The sequence below is a fragment of the Endozoicomonas sp. ALD068 genome (assembly GCF_049310145.1).
In the GTDB taxonomy this organism is placed as follows: Bacteria; Pseudomonadota; Gammaproteobacteria; order Pseudomonadales; family Endozoicomonadaceae; genus Endozoicomonas_A.
Genome location: NZ_JBLYNU010000004.1, coordinates 5,573,057 through 5,590,328, shown reverse-complemented (window position 1 = coordinate 5,590,328; position 17,272 = coordinate 5,573,057). Strand labels below are relative to the sequence as shown.

Below are 17,272 nucleotides of genomic sequence, written 5' to 3'. Positions count from 1 at the left end.
TGGTCATTCACTCCTAATGTTACATGGCCCGATCTGTGTCAGGCTCATATTCTCTTCTGAAAAGCTCTTTACTGAAAACCCCATACTGACTGTTAACCATCTGATACCAGTGAGTTAAGATCCAGCATCGGGGTCAGAATCGCCATCACAATAAACAGAACCATGCCCGCCATGGAGACAATCAGCAAAGGGCCAAAAACACCCAGGGCAATATTCACCTGGTTTTCAAACTGTCGATCCTGACTGTCCGCTGCTCGAACCAGCATCTGTTCCAGCGCACCCGATTTTTCACCACTGGCAATGATATGAAGCATCATGGGTGGAAACAGTTGTGTCTGATCCAGCGCCATCCAGAGGCTGGAACCTTCCCTCACCCGCTCCGAAGCCTGTTCAAGGGATTTCCGGATAAAAGAGTTGGACATGACTTCTGCCGAGATTCTCATACCCTGCAGAAGGGGCACTGAACTGCTGCTGAGAATACTCAATGTCCGGGCAAAACGGGAAGTATCAACACCGGCACCCACTTCACCCATAACGGGCATTTTCAACAGCCATCGGTCGTGGGTCAGTCTCCGCTCGGGATTAACCAGCAGACGTTGCCTCATGAATAACAGAACAACAAGGCCAGCCAGTACACCGAAGCCGTAATCCCGAACAAAGTCACTCATGGCAATCAAGGCACGAGTCATGGCTGGCAGGTCCTGCCCGAGATCCGCAAACTGTTCCACCACGGTGGGTACCACGGTTGCCAGCAAAATGGCGATGACCGAGACCGCTACTATGCTGAGAATAGCGGGATAGATCATGGCCTGAATCAGCTTACCCCGGATCAGCTGACGCTGTTCGGTATAATCTGCCAGCCGCTCCAGAACCGTATCCAGATGACCGGACTTTTCACCGGCCGCCACCATTGAGCAATACAGTGTGTCGAAGGTTTTCGGGTAAATCGCCAGACTTTCTGCCAGCGTCCGGCCTTCCAGTACCTTGGCTCTGACGGTGGTGATCATAGCTTTCAGATGGGATTTCTGAACCTGACGAGACAAGGCCTGAAGACACTCTTCCAGAGGAATGGCAGCCGCAACCAGAGTGGCCAGCTGACGAGTCAGCATGGCGACTTCAGCCGGGCTGGCTTTTTTCTCGAACAGAGTAAACGACGCACGTTCACCACTGCTCTTTTGCTCAGATTCATTAATGGTCACCGGAACCAGACCTTCGGAGCGCAACTGCTGACGGAGCTGGCGGGCAGAATCAGCCTCAAGTACCCCTTTGCGTTTTTTACCCTTTTTATCCAGGGCTTCGTAAGCAAATACGCCCATTATTCCTCCCTGGTCACCCGCAGTACTTCTTCAATGGAAGTCATACCCGCAAGAACTTTACGGAAGCCATCTTTCTGGATACTGGGGCTGGTCTTGCGAATCACGTCTTCCAGAGCCTGTTCACCGGCACCCTCATGAATCATTCTACGAACTTCATCGCTGACCAGAAACAGCTCATGAATGCCGGTTCGACCTTTATAGCCACCGCCATGACACTCGGAACAACCTTCAGGGCTGGCTTCGTGAACGGGTCTGCTGTCAGAGTCGTCCATTCCTATCAGCTTTCGCTCATGAGGCGTTGGCTCTCTGGCTACTTTGCAGGAAGGACAGAGGGTACGAACCAGACGCTGGGCCAGAACGCCCAGCAAACTGGATGACAGCAGGAAAGGCTCAATGCCCATATCTCTCAGGCGTGTGACAGCACCGATAGCCGTATTGGTGTGCAGGGTACTCAATACCAGGTGACCGGTAAGGGAGGCCTGAATAGAAATTTCTGCGGTTTCGAGATCACGAATCTCACCCACCATCACCACATCAGGGTCCTGACGCAGGATGGCACGCAGACCCCGGGCAAAGGTCATATCGACCTTGGGGTTGACCTGTGTCTGACCCACACCTTCGAGATCGTATTCCACAGGATCTTCAACGGTGAGAATATTGCGCTCTGTGTCATTGATTTCTGTGAGACCAGCGTACAGTGTCGTACTCTTACCAGAACCGGTCGGACCTGTGACCAGAAGAATGCCGTGAGGTTTATGCAAAGCCTCACGGATGTGCTGATGAATATCAGGCGTCATGCCTAAGCTGGACATATCCATACGGACACTGTTGCGATCCAGCAAACGCAATACGATTCGCTCGCCATGACGGGAAGGCAGTGTCGATACCCGGACATCAACGGCACGGCCACCCAGTCGCAGAGAAATACGACCGTCCTGAGGCACCCGCTTCTCAGCAATATCCAGTTTGGCCATAACCTTGATACGGGATACCAGCAATGCCGCCAGCTTACGCTGGGGTCGAAGGATTTCTCTCAATACACCATCGACGCGGAAGCGAATGACCAGGCAGTTTTCGAAGGTTTCGATATGAATATCGGAAGCCCCTTCCTTGATCGCCTCACCTAACATGGCGTTGATCATGCGAATGATCGGGGCACCATCATCGGCATCTAAAAGGTCTTCGCTGTCGGGTAATTCCTCTGCCAGAGAGTGAAGACCTTCATCATTGCCGATATCGTTCATCAGCTGTCGGGCAGCCGATGAGTCTTTTTGATAATAAGCCGACAGTCTTGCTTCAAACTCACCCTCGGACAGTGATTTAATATCTATCGGACCCGCAACAAATCGACGAACTTCGGCAATGGCTGCTCTGGATGGTTGGCCATTGACGTACAGGCAGGGGCTGCCCTGCGGCTCTTGTTCCAGCAGAACACCGAAGTTACGGGCAAAGGCAAAGGGCAGTTCAAGAACACCCACAGGAGTACCTTGAGCAAGGACTTCGGTTTCCTGATCAACTGTTATCGCCGGACTCAGCATCGTTCTTCTCCGACTGTTTACTGGCTACCTTGTCATCGTCTTCCCTGTCGTTTTTTTCTTTCTCTTTTTCTTTCCGATCGGCTTCATCCAGTTTCTGGCGCGCTCTGTTCATCAGATCGGAGTTAGAAGGGTATTCAGGCAGGACCGGAGTTCTCGCATCAGGCATCAACTCAACGCCCTGATCACGACGATCTAGCTGGCGGGCACGCATATAGCTGTATTTCTTACCGCTGATACTGGTCAGGATGTTATCGTCACGAATGATGGTAGGTCTCAGGAAGACCATCAGGTTACGCTTTTTCACCTCGCTGGAGGTGGAGCGGAAGAGCGCCCCCAGGTAGGGAATGTCACCCAGCAGTGGCACTTTGGAAACACTTTCCTGCACGTCTTCGTCCAGCAGTCCGCCAATAACAATGGTGTCACCACTGCGGGCCATGATGGATGTTTTCACTTCACGCTTGGAGAAAGTGACATCGACGGAAGTCGTACCATTAACACCAGACACTTCCTGAGTAATATCCAGCATCACCGAATCCCCTTCATTGATCTGGGGCTTGACGGTCATCTTCACACCTACTTCCTTACGCTCTACAGTCTGGAAAGGATTATCGTTGTTTGAACTGGAGGCGGAACCGGTGATAACAGGAACTTCGTCACCCACTATGAAAGAAGATTCTTCGTTATCCAGCGTCATCAGGCTGGGAGTCGCCAGAACATTGGATTTTGTTGAGCTGGTAACAGCCTGCAAAAGGGCTGTCCAGTCGCCGGATGTGATACTGAATGCAGCACCGGAAACACCGGCCAAAGCATCATATAATCTGGTGTAATCGCCCGGCTGATCAGGGTTAATAGTGGTGCCATTTTCACCGATGACCGTTGAGCCCGGCACGTCCTCTGCCTCTTTCAAACCGGCCATGATCTCGCCAATCGGTACCGTTCGGCCATCATTAAACTGCATCATGCTGCCGTTGTTAGCATTGGCCAGCTGGAAGGAGAGGTTAATGCCATCACCATCGGCTACCTCAACGATAATGGCTTCGACCAGAACCTGGGCACGACGGATATCAAGCTGCTTGATGACACTTTCCAGACTTTTCATAATGTCTGGCTGAGCGGTGACCACCAGAGCGTTGGTTTGCTCATGAACGTTGATGCTGAATTTCTGGTTATTACGAACAACTGTTTTACCGCTGTCTTTTTCTGCCTGAACCGTTTGCCCGACACCTTCCATGACTTCTTTCAGTTCTTCCGCCTTGGCATACCTCAAATAGAAGACACGGGTATTACCGGAGGATTCCTGTTCGGCATCCAGCTGGTAGACAATACGATTCACTTTTTGCAGTTGTCTTGCCTGACCGGCAACAATCAGGCGGTTGCTACGATCATCAGCAACCACGGTCACCTGGGACGCGCCGCCCTTACCACCTTTTTCCTGCAGCAGGGAAGTGAGAATTCGCTGCATTTCTGAAGCAGAAGCGTACTCGAGCTGGATAACAGAGAAGTTTCGGTTGCCGGCCATATCTACTCGTCTGACAATTTCAACCAGACGCTTCACATTAGCTGCACGGCCAGTCAGCAGAAGAATATTGGAGGGATCGTAATGAACCACATTGCCTGCAGTATCATTGAGCTGGCGCAATAACGGAGACAGTTCTCTCACCGGCACATTCTGAACCGGAAGCACCCAGGTAACGAACTCATCACCCTGACCCGTGTTTTGCCGGTCGGCCAGCGCAATAGACGACATTTTTGCGTTCTTGTCCTGAACAATTTTCAGAACATTATTCTCTTGTTCAATAACGGCAAAACCATGAACTTCCAGAACGTTCAAAAAGAGCTGATAGTACTGTTCAGCATTGAGCTTGTCATAGGAACGCACCGTTACAGAGCCACGAACAGCGGGGTCCAGAATAATGGTTTTGTTCAGAGTGGCACTGACCGTACTGGCAAATTCAGCAATATCGGCCTTTTCAAAACTGGCAGAATAACGCTGATAGTCAGCTGAAGCCTGACTGGCAAAAGCAGACGCTGAAACCAGTATGAGTCCTGCCATCATTGAGCAGATCTGTCTGCGCAGCCGTCTCACGGCATTCTGGTTCACACATTTCCGGGCAATGGCCCCGCTAAGCAATTCAGGGAGTAATACTAATAACCCTGTCTTTCCTCTAACACTCATAGTTTGACTTCTATTTCATAGAGACGACCACCCCGTTCAATGGTCATCGATAGCTGGGTGAGCTGCTTGATTTCCTGCAGCAGCTTCATGGTATCGTTGCTGTCACTCAGGTCATATCCGTTAATGGACAGGGCTATATCATCAGGCTTCAGGCCTGACTCACGAAAAACGTCAGGAAACTTGCCAGGGGTTATCTGATACCCGACCAGCTGACCATCCTTCTGAGCCTCGGTGATCTGAAAAAAATCCGTAAAAGAGTCCGGATCAGAGATCAGTTGCTGACGAATTTCTATCAGACGACCACTGTCTCTTTTTTCTACTTTTCGATCCGCTTCATCGGGGTAAAGCAAAAGGGCTTCGAGCTTGCCCCGGTTCGATACAATCACCCGATCCTCATAAATATCTTTCACTTCCGCATTGGAGCCCTGAAGCCTTTCACCGATTCGATAAGTGCGATCACGGCCACTGGAACGAATCACCGCAACGGAATCAGCAGGAACTGAACTGGCAACAATACCGGTGACTTTTGCAGAGAGGCGGGATTTGGGAACAGCGTTGGGGTCAATACCAGGGTTATCCGTTTGTCTCAGCTTGACAGGCTCCTGACCAAACAGATGGAAATCATTCAGTGCGGGGTAGGCATCCTGTTCCGATTGGCGACGATTTACCACTGTCGATTGAGGTTGCCACGACTGAATCCTGGCGCTGCCAGAACCCTCCATGAGTTGCCAGGTAAGACGAGCCAGCTGTTGAGTCAGAAGAATCACCAGCAGCACTTCACAGCCAATAATCAGTCGCCGCACCCCAGTCTGTGATAACACACTGGCAATGTTCAAGTCAGGCGAGGACAGAGGGCCAAAGGCTTTCAGTCTGTTGAGCAGGCTTGGTGACATGGTACAACTTTTTCATCTAATTCGTTTATCAGTCCAATGCAGATTAAGTCGGCATTAAAATTCTTGTTTTCCCAATTGCCACTAATAGTGGTACATAGGTACAAAAAATTCACCATACGTGTAAATACTTATAAAAACAACGAATTATTCTTCATCCTTCAGTGCATAGAGGCTACAGCAAAACGGCCCTGATCTTGATCCAGATCAAATCGACCGATTTGATGGTAATGGTTCACTGTTACACTCTCGTGAAGCCATCAGATCGCCTCTTTTAGTTCGAATGGTAATAACCAAACTCAGCTTCATCATCTGTTACTTCATCGGTCCCTTTATTTTTTGAGTCATAAAAAGCCCAGAACTGTGTGAGATAACAGCCTGCATATCAACCTGACTTTGCTGAAAAAGAACAAGGTTGCAAAAATCTGGTCTTATTGGCTGGCTCCTTAGTGTAAGTTAGTAGGAAGCCCCCTCCCACTTGGCGTCAAGAATATTGCGCAGCAAACTTTGGTAGCGGGCTCAATAAATATAAAAAGTAAAAAACAAGAGCATAAGGATCATGAAATTCAAAAACACAGCCTTTCTGTCGGCAGTACCTTTGGTGCTATCTGTTTTTTCCACGTCTGTCGTCGCACAACCCGAGAGTATTCATTTCAGCTACGGGCCGGATCTTTCCAGTAAAATAGAGGTTAAGGACACTCGTCTGGCACTCAGATGGCATTTAAGTGACGAAGGACTTCTCGAACATTCAGAATGGAATGATCGCTTTCTTCTCGATACCTCGGTTTCTTACTGGGACAATAAACTCGATGCCAGACCCTCCCACAGCTCGAAAGGTGACGATGATATCCATGGCATTTTCGTGACTCCGGTATGGCAACTCAAGAGTCCCAGAGGACGGTATTACTTCGATGCAGGCCTGGGCGTTGGCTGGATCAGCGACACCCAGATCCGCTACAAAGGCGACCAGCCTTTAGAAAAAAGCACTCATTTACAGTTTGAAACCATGCTGGGTGCCGGGGTTCTTCTGGGTTCCGAAAAAAGTTTTGACCTGGGCGCCAAGTTGCTTCACTACTCCAATGCCTATATCAAACGGCCCAATATGGATTTGAATGTCGTCCAGTTTTCGCTTGCTTATCATTTTTGAAATTAAATGCCCGGCAGTTGTCGGGCGTTTTGCTGACCGTCTGCTTTTCAAAAACATTTGATGGATGGCTCAGTTTCGACATTAAACTGCCGATTTGTGTTGATCAATGAACAGGAACTCAACAAACTAAGGCAGACACAAGTCATTATTGCGAAGGGTAGAGGCCGAACAGGAGTCTGAACCAGAGGCCAGATTAAAAAAACTGGCCATTATCCGGTTGGATACTTTAGCGTGGTGCTAGCAGGAAAATACCTGAGTTAATTTCGGGCCTGGGGGATCATCTGGCGAAAGAGCAGCTCCAGCTGGTCAAATCGTTTGTCCATCTGATCAAAGCGGTTGTCCATCTGTTCAAAGCGGTTGTCCACCTGTTCAAAGCGGTTGTCCACCTGTTCAAAGCGGTTGTCCACCTGTTCAAAGCGGTTGTCCACCTGTTCAAAGCGGCTGTCCACCTGTTCAAAGCGGCTGTCCACCTGTTCAAAGCGGTTGTCCACCTGCTCAAAGCGGGTACGAGTTTCCAGCTCCAGCCGATCAATACGGGCTTGTGTCTCCCGATGTTGCTCATCGCTGCGCTTGAAACCCGCCATAGTCGCCTGAATCAGTGCCGCCAGGTCAGATCGAACAGATGACACTTCGATCTTCAGGCCCGCAATATCATGCTGATTGGTCAGCGCAATATTTTTGGTATCAGCACAGACTTTTGCCAGCCCGTGCTGGTTGGCATCCAACTGTCTGTGTTGCTCTTCCAGTTTTTCCAGTCTCGACTCAACCGACATAATCTTACCTCATGTTGTCGTTGCGCTGATCAGCATAGCAGAGCCAGCGAGCATCATTGCAAAACTTCGAGAAGCACCAGAATTTAGGATGAATCCAGTTCCCGGGCAGTCAGCTCTTTGAGCTCGGCGTAGCGGTAAGCGGTTGTGTAGATGTTAGCTGCGGATTATGGCATATCTTCTCTACCACCTCTTTACCTTCCAGTCAGGGTAAGGGTTATCCTGTGCACAGTTTCCCTCTAAATCAATCTCGTGGAGAAACACCATGAAATCTCTACAGATTCAGCTGGCCCTCTCCGGAGTCAACTGTGCCGGTTGTGTCGGCAAAATTGAAAAGGCCCTGAAAGGAGTGACTGGCGTGAATGAAGCCAGTGTTAACTTTGCAGACAAAACGGCTATGGTCAAAGGCAGTGCTGAAGCGTCCTCTCTGATTTCAGCCCTGAAAAAAGCCGGATTTGAAGCGCGAGTGATACCCTGCGACTCTGAACGACAATTTTCTATACCGACTATTCACTGTGCCTCCTGCGTCAGCAAAATCGAGTCGGCTCTTCTAAAGATTCCGGGTGTTGAGAGTGCATCGGTCAATCTGGCCGATAAAACCTGCTCTGTTCAGGGGCAATCTGAAATTGGCGTCATTCTGCAGGCATTGGAACATGCCGGTTATCCCGGCACCGTGCTGACACCTGACAGTGATCTTCAGCTGAAACAGGAGGAGGAAGACAAAAAACAGTATCGCCACCTGCTAAAACATACCGCCATTGCTCTGAGTCTGGGCATTCCCCTGATGATCTGGGGTGTCGTCACCGGCGAAATGAGCATAAACACGCCCTTTCAGCAACTCGCCTGGGGGATTGTTGGCCTTGCCACTCTTTTTGTTCTGGTGTTCTCAGGTAAACACTACTTTACCGGCATGTGGAAAGCTCTGAAGCATGGCAACACCAATATGGATACCCTGATTGCCATAGGCACAGGCATAGCCTGGCTTTACTCTATGGTCGTCGTATTGTTTCCTCACCTTCTACCGTCTGCCGCTCGCCATGTTTACTTTGAAGCCAGTGCCATGATCATTGGTCTTATCAATCTGGGCCATGCTCTGGAGTTAAGAGCCAAAGGCAAAACCAGTCAGGCGATTAAGCGTCTGCTGGGGCTTCAGGCCAAAACGGCCAGAGTCGTACGCAATGGACAGGAAATAGATATCCCCACAGACCAGGTTTTAAAAGGCGACATCGTCAGAGTCAGACCCGGCGAGAATATCGCGGTAGACGGCATTGTCGTTGAAGGCAGCAGTCTCGTGGACGAGTCTATGCTCACAGGCGAACCACTGGCTGTGAAAAAAACACCAGACGACGCAGTTTCAGCAGGCACCCTGAATAAAAATGGCAGCTTGCTGTTCAGGGCAGAAAAGGTGGGCAGTGAAACCGCTCTGGCCCATATCATTGCCCTGGTGAAAAAAGCCCAGAGTTCAAAAATCCCCATTGCCCGGATGGCAGATCAGATCTCATCTGTATTTGTACCCGTTGTGATAGTCATTGCTGTTCTGGCAGCCACTGTCTGGTTCTTTTTCGGGCCTGCGCCGGTATTAGCGCACGCACTGGTGGTAGTCACCACGGTTCTGATTATTGCCTGCCCCTGCGCTTTGGGTCTGGCTACTCCTATGTCTGTCATGGCCGGTGTTGGCAAGGCCGCTGAGCTGGGAATGCTGATTCGCAAGGGAGACTCTTTGCAGCAGGCCAGTCAATTGACCACCATAGTGCTGGATAAAACAGGCACTATCACCGAAGGCGATCCCAGAGTGACCGAACGAATCAGCATCACGGCGGACACTGAGGAAGAAAAAAACAGAATTCTGCAGATTGCCGCCAGCATTGAGAGTGCATCGGAGCATCCCCTGGCTGACGCTATTGTCAATTCTGTCAGACAGCAATCGTTGTCACTTTCACCCGTATCCGATTTTCATGCAGTCACAGGGCAAGGAGTGAGCGGGTGTGTTCAAGAAAAGTCTGTGCTGCTGGGTAATGAAAAGCTTATGGCTGCCAATGGCATTGATGTCACGCTTCTGGCATCCACATCAGAGTCACTGGCCAATCAGGGTAAAACCCCCATGTATCTGGCTGTGGATCATCAACTGGCGGGACTGATAGCGGTCGCCGACCCAATAAGAAAAGACTCCAAAGCAGCTATCGAAAGACTCCATAAACTGGGCATCAGGGTCTTGATGGTGACCGGTGATAACAAGCTGACTGCCGCCGCTGTTGCTCAACAGGTGGGCATTGATGACTTTAGAGCCGAAACTCTGCCTGAAGACAAGGAGCGCTACGTCAGGCAGTTGCAGGAAAAAGGGCACAAGGTCGGTATGACAGGTGACGGTATAAACGACGCCCCGGCCCTTGCCCGTGCTGACGTTGGCTTTGCCATAGGCACAGGGACTGATGTTGCCATTGAATCGGCAGATATCACCCTGATTCGCTCTTCACTCCATGGACTGGCCGACGCCGTCGAGCTGTCCAGGGCAACTCTGGGAAACATTAAACAGAATCTGTTTGGCGCCTTTGTTTACAATTCTCTCGGTATCCCGATTGCTGCCGGAGTGCTATACCCTTTCACAGGAATGCTGCTTAATCCTGTTGTTGCAGGAGCAGCCATGGCTCTGTCATCGGTCACAGTGGTCAGCAACGCCAATCGTCTGAGACGCTTCAAGCCAACTGCAAGGGAGCCTGAATCATGAATATTTCCAAAGCAGCGCAGGCCACTGGACTGACCGCCAAAACCATTCGTTACTATGAAAGTCTGAACCTGATTTCACCTGCCCATCGTCTCAATAACGGTTACCGTGATTATAATGAATCACACATACGAGAATTGTCTTTTATTAGCCGCGCCAGAGAGCTGGGCTTTACTCTGAAAGAGTGCTCGGACCTTCTGGATCTGTATAACGACAAACATCGTAAAAGTGCTGATGTAAAATCACTGGCCCTGAAAAAATTAGTCGATGTCGAGGCTAAGATCAGTCAACTGCAGGTGATTCGTGACAGCCTGCAACAGCTCGCCCAATGCTGTCATGGAGACAATATGCCGGACTGCCCTATCATTGAACGGCTGGCCAGGGGAATGGAATCGGATCCTGATAAAAAAAAAATAAGACACCCATAATAAAAAAATGCCTCGTCAGCAAAATCTGTGGGGCATTTCTGGTTCGGGCAGGTTGCCCAGTGCGTGATATAAAAAAATAATAAGACACCCATAAAAAAAATAAGAAACCCATAATAAAAATAAGAAAAAAAAATAGAAAAAAAAATAGGACACCCATCAAAAAATAAAAAAATAAGACACCCATTAAATAAATAAGACATTTAAAAACTGCATTCCCAAAAAAGGATCTGAAAACCTATCTTCGAATAGCCTATCAGCGAGCCACACATGAGCGTTCGACGAACAGAGGCTGCTCAGTCCATGATTCAGACGACACAAACTTATTCCGACTTAAAGTCGAGGAGGATAAAGAGAAAGTGTTTAATTTCTTAACTGACTTCTAAGCTAACTTGTCAGATACAAACGACTGCAGGCGTTTAAACCTCGAAGCCACTTCTGTCCGGCTTCAAGTGCAAAGGCCTTCATCGCTTCCAGACGGCCAACTGCCCGATAAAAACGATTATTCCATTGCATGGTTTTCAGCCACTCATCCGGATCAATTTCCAGTCTTTCAAGAATAGGAGGGGTGCATGACGGGATGGAACCTTTCTTGTCTGTTCTGACAATGCGACCGCTCCAGTCAACCAGTTCCAGATAGTCATGAAGAAGGTAGGGAAGGGCAACGTCCCTATTCTGGCCCTGCAAACAAAAAGGTTTCAGGGTCAGCGGCTGCTTTTTAGTCTCAGAATGTGTAACCTGCTCTACGCGTTCCTGAATCGACGTGTAGTCTGATGCTTCCGGTGTTTCCACCTTTCCAGCCCGAATCGGATTCAAGTCAACATAGGTCATGCAGGTCAGTAACGCTGCTTCGTCCAGCAGTGCCTGGCTTTTAAAGCGACCTTCCCAAAAGCGTCCTTTACACTCGTCTTCTTTATTGGCCTCACGAGCAAGGTATTCATTCAGACAACGCATAAACCAGCTGATATCCGTTAAACGACGCCGGTATTCCTCAGCATATTCATCAATACGGGCCAATTCAGCGCTGCCCAGTTTGTCAGCAGCCAAATGCCTTTGCACCAGAAGTGGGCCTGTAAACAAGGTCGTCCAACGGTGAAGCACTTCGTCCCGTGACCAGCCTCTGGCAGATGACTGATTGATGTGCAAAACCACGTGATAATGATTTGACATGACAGCGTAAGCGCAGACTTCGATAGCAAAGACTGAAACCAGTTCCCGGAGTTTATCCACCACCCATTGGCGGCGATGCTCGTAGTTCTTGCCAGTCAGGTGGTTCTCTCCACAGAGGTAAGCCTGACGAACACATCTTGCCATGCAGTGGTAATAAGGCGTTGAGCCGGGGTCAATCAGAGTATTGCGGGCCTGTGCCATGGACTCACCTGTCTGGGTAAAAAATCAGTGATGGGTGAAAAAGTAGACTAGGTGGATGGTAAAGCAAATTTATGGGTGTCTTTTTTCTTTTTTAGTGGTTATACGGCAACAAGTTTGAAATATGCTACTTTGATACACTTGGCTAGCACAGACAGGCAACATTTAATGAAAAAAATTATTGTGCTCTTTTCATTTATATTAATATTTACTTCAGAAGAAATATTGTGTGAATCAAACAGTAGAATTCCTCGATACACTGAGCCGGTTATAAAAATAAATTCAGGTACGCTTCCATGGATAGCTGGTATTAATAATGGTTGTACTACTGTGCTCATATCTGATAAGCATTTGCTGACTTCAGCTCACTGCATTGGTAAAAAATTAGACATAACTTTTCTTAATGCTAAAAACAAGATTAAAAGAAAAGTTATAAAGTATATAATAAATAATAATTTTTTTTCTAGCTCTGATCGGCCTAAATACGATATAGCAATACTTGAGTTAAACCGGCCTGTGTCAATTCCTCCTGCTGACATCGACTATACCAAATGTCCTGACCTTTATAATATTACTGACCTTATGGTTGCGGGTTATGGCAATCAGCAGTTATTGCAGCTTGCATCTGTAAGTTGGGTAGGCTCCTGCAATGATGAAGTACATTTCGTTTCATATCCCGGAGATTCCCAGCCTGGGGATTCAGGTTCTCCCTTATTTTACAGACAAAACAATTCATTTATCTTAGGAATACATGTTGGAAAATTCTATCAAGACAATTTGGCAATCCAGTTTAAGCTGTCATTAACTTTTAATCGTAATTTTATAGAGAAGTATGTGCGATTAGAAAAAAGCCATGATATATATTACCTAATAAAAGGAATTTCTCTAAATGCACAAAGATGGAATTCCATTTCTGCTTCTGCTTCTGCTTCAACTATGTTATGTATTTTAATAACACCATTAACCTTGGCAATGAATTTGCCTTAATCATACCTGAATCCCCGAGTTCACATCACATAAATCAGCCTGAGAAGCCCCCAATCCATGGCTTTTCGTGTATAATTCTCTGATTCTGATTTTCACCTTCTGAGTGCGTTTTTGTGAAACTCACAATCGAGCAGTCAACTATCAAGTTTTAGACACCCGTTACGTGAATTGGGGATAACTCATTTCAACCCTGCCACCCAAAGAAGCTCATAAAAGAGCTTCTTTGGATCGCGACATGATTAATGATTGGCAAATACACTCGTGTTGCCATCCTTGGTGAAACCGATCACCTGATAAGGATCTTTGCGATCACCGTACTCCATACCTGGCGATCCCAGAGGCATACCCGGAACAGTCAGACCATTCACACCAGCAGGCTTTTCACTTAGCAAACGCTTGATGTCTGTAGCCGGGACATGACCTTCAATGGCATAATCACCGATAAAGGCTGTATGGCAAGACTCCATTCCTTTCGGAATACCGGCCCTGGCTCGATACGTGGCTGTGCTCGGCACATCATGGGACATGACCTTAAAGCCATTCTCTTCCATGTGTTTCGCCCACTGTTTGCAACAACCACAGGCAGGGGTTTTGTAGAGCATGACTGTCGGTAATGACTCCTCGGCCTTGGCCAGCATAAACGACATTAGAACAGCAGTTCCCAGGAACAGGGCTTTCAGCTTTTTCATGGTTTCACTCTCCTTTTTCAAGTGTTTCATAATTCATTGATTGATCTGAGCGGTCAGAACCTTTTCCCGGGTGTGCCATAGAAAATAGACGGCAGGCACCAGCACGAGAGTCACCACCAGTGAGCTGACAATGCCACCGATCATCAGGCTAGCTATGCGCTGCACGACTTCGGAGCCAGTGCCATTATTGAGCATGACCGGTATAAGACCGAAGAGAATGGTGCAAACGGTCATCACAATGGGCCTGCGGCAGGGGATGTAAGCTCGGCACTGATCAGATCCTGCTGACTTTTTTTGCCTTGCCTGGACTGTTTTTCATAGGCTTGAATCATTGGATCAGCAGCCAGAGCTTTTTGCTCGGCTTGAGATAGAGTCAGGCGGCCTGCACTGACTCCTGCCGATACCAATATCAGCCATGCAGCGGATACCATAATCCGTTTCAGTTGCATGTTTGTCTCCACAGCCGTGCCAATCCCATGCAGGGTACACTGAAAAATCAACGTTTCACTCTGTTTTTTAAACGACGATATTTATGAAATGCTATTCCAGAAAGGAGACATTGGCCAGATAGATATCAGGCTGGGAGCGCTGTACTGAAGATGGGGGTGCAGAAATCCAGTCCTGCGACGGTTCAGCGTCCAGCAAAATCAACTCTGCAACAATATAAAGCAGGGTAAAAGTCGGCTTACTGTCCGGGTAAGAAAACGGGATATAGCGATCCTCAGAATCGCAGTCTGGACAGGCCTGATTCGCTTTCTGCAGTTGCTCTGCCGGGGAAGGAGCACAACAGTCATGATCTGCGGACAAACCGTCAGCCATGCCGGAAGCATTGGATGACATCGTCGTGGGCATGTCTGACTGGTCAGCAACCATAGCCTGTGACGACTCCATCAGGCAAACCTGCAACAGCAAAAACATCAGCAGGGCAATCATTGCTGTGCCAATGTTCTGCCTGTGTTTCAGGTTCAGGTGAAGGATGGACATAGAATTCAGGAGATTATGGTTCAGCTTTCCAACTTAAACCATCCAGTAAGTGGAAGGTCAACCCTTGAAAAGCTGAATGAGTGATGATTCAAGACTATTCTGTGCGCTTTAATCAGGCATTGTCTTCTTCTACTGCATCATAGAGACGCTCCAAAATATCAGGGACAGCGGACATCACCCGGTTCCAGCTGGGAATAAAAGGCCTTTCCATGGGGTTTTCCAAAAAGTGTTGCCCTGCTGCCATAATGTTTCTGGCAAAGAGTTCAACGGCTCGCTCTTCCGTATCACGATCGACATGCAGGCCATTCATCATCGCATCATCGTAATAAGACTCGATGAAATCCAGTGCCACCCGGTAATAAGTCGCTTTGATCGTGCGGAAGGTTTCAGTATTGAACTGAACCCCGTTGGTCGCCAGCTTCCTGAACACGGCCTTGATAATATCGTGGCTCATTTTCGACAGACCGGCATTGCGATCTTCTTCCGATAGAGGCTGATGTTTGTGATCATAAACATCGGCAATATCAACCTGACACAGCCGTTTATTGGAATAGTTTCTCTTAACTTCTGACAGTACCCCTATTTCCAGACCCCAGTCGCTGGGAATCCGGATGTCATTGAAAACACTGGTTCGCATGGAAAACTCACCGGCCAGGGGATAACGAAAACTGTCGAGGTATTCCAGATAGTCCATAGGGCCAAGAATTTTTTTCAGGGCTCGCAACAGAGGCGTCACCAGAAGACGGCTGACCCTGCCATTAAGTTTGTTATCAGCGACTCTTGCATAATAGCCCTTGCAAAAATCATAGCTAAACGCAGGATTAGCTACCGGATAGAGTAGCCTGGCCAGCAGATCTCTCTGGTAGGTCACGATATCACAGTCGTGCAGAGCCACTGCTTCTGACTTGGCTGAAGCCAGCACATAACCGTAGCAGTACCAGACGTTTCTTCCTTTACCAGCCTCTTTAGGCGCCAACCCCTTACTTTCAAGCAGACGGTCAATTTCACGAAGTCCGGGACCATCCTGCCATAGAATCCGGTGGTGCTGATTCAGCTGGGCAAAAAAGTCTCTTGAATAGGAAAATTCTTTTTCGTTGGCTCTATCCAGACCTATAACAATCTCGGAAAGATAACCCACCTGGCTAAGCTCCTGAACAATATTATTCAAGGCTGGTCCCTGCAGCTCGGAGAACAGCGAAGGCAAGACCAGAGACATAGGGCGCTGGCGGGAAAAGGCCTGCAGCTCCTGCTCCATATCTTCAACCGAACGTACTCTCAAATTATGGAAATTGGTGATAGTGCCATTCTGGTAAAAATCGCCCATAAATGCTTTCCCTTCTTTTCGTTAGCGCTTTATGCTCTGATCACACTCTGCAGTCCAGCTCACCCGTCTTGTAAAGAGCAGTCTTTTATAGAGCCGTCTTTTGGAGGACAGACTGGCTCATGACCTTCCTGAAGAGAATCAAGAACCTCCAATACCGCTTCATTCCAACCTTCAGGCCCGACTGATTTTGTGTACTTAATATTAGACAGATGTTCTGTAATGGGCTGTTTACTTTTTTCAGAACTTACAAGAACAGGAATATCGACTACTTCCAGCATGGGCAGATCGTTGAAGCTGTCGCCCAGACCCATGGATATCCACGTCCACTCCGGAAAGTTTTTCAGGTAGTGTTTGAACAGTTTCTTCGCCGCCGAACCCTTATCCCCCTTGCCGGATACGTGATAGAAACGCCCACCCCGGGTCAGTTGTAATCCTTCTTCAGCAAGCTGCCTTTCAAACTGCTCCAATGCCTTATCACTGTCTTCCCAGACCAAAGGTTCACTGGCTTTTCGGTCTGCTGCCAGTTTAGCCTCCTCCAGGCTTAGCCCGGAGAGATCGGCTATTTCACTATGAGAGCAATCGCCAAAGCCCCTGAACCGGAAGCCGTACTGCTCGCGAAACTGTTTCAGTACCCTGCGTATCGCCTTGTAGGGTTGACCATGGAAGTAATGGGTATTCTTGTCAGTATCAGACGACTGAAAGTAGTGAGCCGGGATGGTGGTAATCATTCCGTTTTCGGTAATAAATGGATGATCCAGAGCCATCTCCAGTTGCAGAGGCAGTACCTCACTGAGGGTTTTGCTGGTATTGAAAACAACCGGAATATTTTGCTCTCTCAACCGGTCCAAAGCGGGTTTTGCCCCCGCCCAGCTGTAGCTATCATGATCCAGCAAGGTACCATCGAGGTCGGAAAATATGACCAGCTTCGTCATCGCC

At 48.5% G+C, this 17,272-nt stretch carries 16 protein-coding genes; 4 read left to right on the top strand and 12 right to left on the bottom strand.

The window, feature by feature from the left end; all coding sequences use genetic code 11:
* Nucleotides 1–92 precede the first annotated feature (92 nt).
* From gspF to gspC, 4 genes are read right to left on the bottom strand one after another with little or no spacing between them, the layout of a single operon-like run.
* Nucleotides 93–1,316: a type II secretion system inner membrane protein GspF gene (gene gspF / locus ACO6V5_RS20705; protein WP_422135889.1), complete on the bottom strand. Its 1,224-nt coding sequence runs from the start codon at nucleotides 1,314–1,316 to the stop codon at nucleotides 93–95.
* The gene (gene gspE / locus ACO6V5_RS20700) at nucleotides 1,316–2,854 is read right to left on the bottom strand and encodes a type II secretion system ATPase GspE (RefSeq protein WP_422412751.1); all 1,539 of its coding nucleotides are present in this window, start codon (nucleotides 2,852–2,854) and stop codon (nucleotides 1,316–1,318) included. The genes gspF and gspE overlap by 1 nt, the downstream gene beginning before the upstream one ends.
* Nucleotides 2,829–5,030: a type II secretion system secretin GspD gene (gene gspD / locus ACO6V5_RS20695; protein WP_422412749.1), complete on the bottom strand. Its 2,202-nt coding sequence runs from the start codon at nucleotides 5,028–5,030 to the stop codon at nucleotides 2,829–2,831. Before gspD ends, gspE begins: the two co-directional genes overlap by 26 nt.
* A complete protein-coding gene (gspC, locus tag ACO6V5_RS20690) occupies nucleotides 5,027–5,923 on the bottom strand; it encodes a type II secretion system protein GspC (protein WP_422412747.1) in 897 nt (298 codons plus the stop codon). Before gspC ends, gspD begins: the two co-directional genes overlap by 4 nt.
* A 556-nt stretch (nucleotides 5,924–6,479) precedes the next feature.
* Between gspC and ACO6V5_RS20685 the strand changes: the two genes are divergently transcribed.
* Complete coding sequence (locus ACO6V5_RS20685; protein ID WP_422442001.1) at nucleotides 6,480–7,067, top strand: acyloxyacyl hydrolase; 588 nt, start codon at nucleotides 6,480–6,482, stop codon at nucleotides 7,065–7,067.
* A gap of 257 nt (nucleotides 7,068–7,324) precedes the next feature.
* Here ACO6V5_RS20685 and ACO6V5_RS20680 read toward each other — a convergent pair whose 3' ends face one another.
* Entirely contained in the window at nucleotides 7,325–7,840 is a 516-nt protein-coding gene (locus tag ACO6V5_RS20680) for a hypothetical protein (protein WP_422412691.1), read from the bottom strand.
* A 262-nt stretch (nucleotides 7,841–8,102) separates the two neighbouring features.
* Between ACO6V5_RS20680 and ACO6V5_RS20675 the strand changes: the two genes are divergently transcribed.
* Nucleotides 8,103–10,562, top strand: coding sequence for a heavy metal translocating P-type ATPase (locus ACO6V5_RS20675; protein ID WP_422412693.1), 2,460 nt, complete (start codon nucleotides 8,103–8,105; stop codon nucleotides 10,560–10,562).
* Nucleotides 10,559–10,987, top strand: coding sequence for a Cu(I)-responsive transcriptional regulator (gene cueR / locus ACO6V5_RS20670; protein ID WP_422412695.1), 429 nt, complete (start codon nucleotides 10,559–10,561; stop codon nucleotides 10,985–10,987). The genes ACO6V5_RS20675 and cueR overlap by 4 nt, the downstream gene beginning before the upstream one ends.
* Before the next feature lie 384 nt (nucleotides 10,988–11,371).
* Here cueR and ACO6V5_RS20665 read toward each other — a convergent pair whose 3' ends face one another.
* The gene (locus tag ACO6V5_RS20665; RefSeq protein ID WP_422412697.1) at nucleotides 11,372–12,355 is read right to left on the bottom strand and encodes a transposase; all 984 of its coding nucleotides are present in this window, start codon (nucleotides 12,353–12,355) and stop codon (nucleotides 11,372–11,374) included.
* A gap of 51 nt (nucleotides 12,356–12,406) precedes the next feature.
* On the opposite strand from ACO6V5_RS20665, the gene ACO6V5_RS20660 reads away from it, so the two are divergent.
* Nucleotides 12,407–13,339 carry a trypsin-like serine peptidase gene (locus ACO6V5_RS20660; RefSeq protein WP_422412699.1) on the top strand — a complete coding sequence of 311 codons (933 nt, stop codon included), beginning with the start codon at nucleotides 12,407–12,409 and terminating at the stop codon, nucleotides 13,337–13,339.
* Between the two features lie 239 nt (nucleotides 13,340–13,578).
* Here ACO6V5_RS20660 and ACO6V5_RS20655 read toward each other — a convergent pair whose 3' ends face one another.
* The 6 genes from ACO6V5_RS20655 to ACO6V5_RS20630 form a co-directional block, all read right to left on the bottom strand.
* On the bottom strand, nucleotides 13,579–14,028 hold the full coding sequence (locus ACO6V5_RS20655; RefSeq protein WP_422412701.1) for a DUF411 domain-containing protein: 450 nt from the start codon (nucleotides 14,026–14,028) through the stop codon (nucleotides 13,579–13,581).
* A gap of 33 nt (nucleotides 14,029–14,061) precedes the next feature.
* A complete protein-coding gene (locus tag ACO6V5_RS20650) occupies nucleotides 14,062–14,262 on the bottom strand; it encodes an efflux RND transporter permease subunit (protein ID WP_422412716.1) in 201 nt (66 codons plus the stop codon).
* Nucleotides 14,262–14,477: a hypothetical protein gene (locus ACO6V5_RS20645; RefSeq protein ID WP_422135900.1), complete on the bottom strand. Its 216-nt coding sequence runs from the start codon at nucleotides 14,475–14,477 to the stop codon at nucleotides 14,262–14,264. Before ACO6V5_RS20645 ends, ACO6V5_RS20650 begins: the two co-directional genes overlap by 1 nt.
* 91 nt (nucleotides 14,478–14,568) lie before the next feature.
* A complete protein-coding gene (locus ACO6V5_RS20640) occupies nucleotides 14,569–15,012 on the bottom strand; it encodes a hypothetical protein (protein WP_422412703.1) in 444 nt (147 codons plus the stop codon).
* A 112-nt stretch (nucleotides 15,013–15,124) separates the two neighbouring features.
* Nucleotides 15,125–16,336 carry a glycosyl transferase gene (locus ACO6V5_RS20635; protein WP_422135902.1) on the bottom strand — a complete coding sequence of 404 codons (1,212 nt, stop codon included), beginning with the start codon at nucleotides 16,334–16,336 and terminating at the stop codon, nucleotides 15,125–15,127.
* A 59-nt stretch (nucleotides 16,337–16,395) separates the two neighbouring features.
* The gene (locus tag ACO6V5_RS20630) at nucleotides 16,396–17,268 is read right to left on the bottom strand and encodes an HAD-IIB family hydrolase (RefSeq protein ID WP_422135903.1); all 873 of its coding nucleotides are present in this window, start codon (nucleotides 17,266–17,268) and stop codon (nucleotides 16,396–16,398) included.
* Between the last annotated feature and the right edge of the window lie 4 nt (nucleotides 17,269–17,272).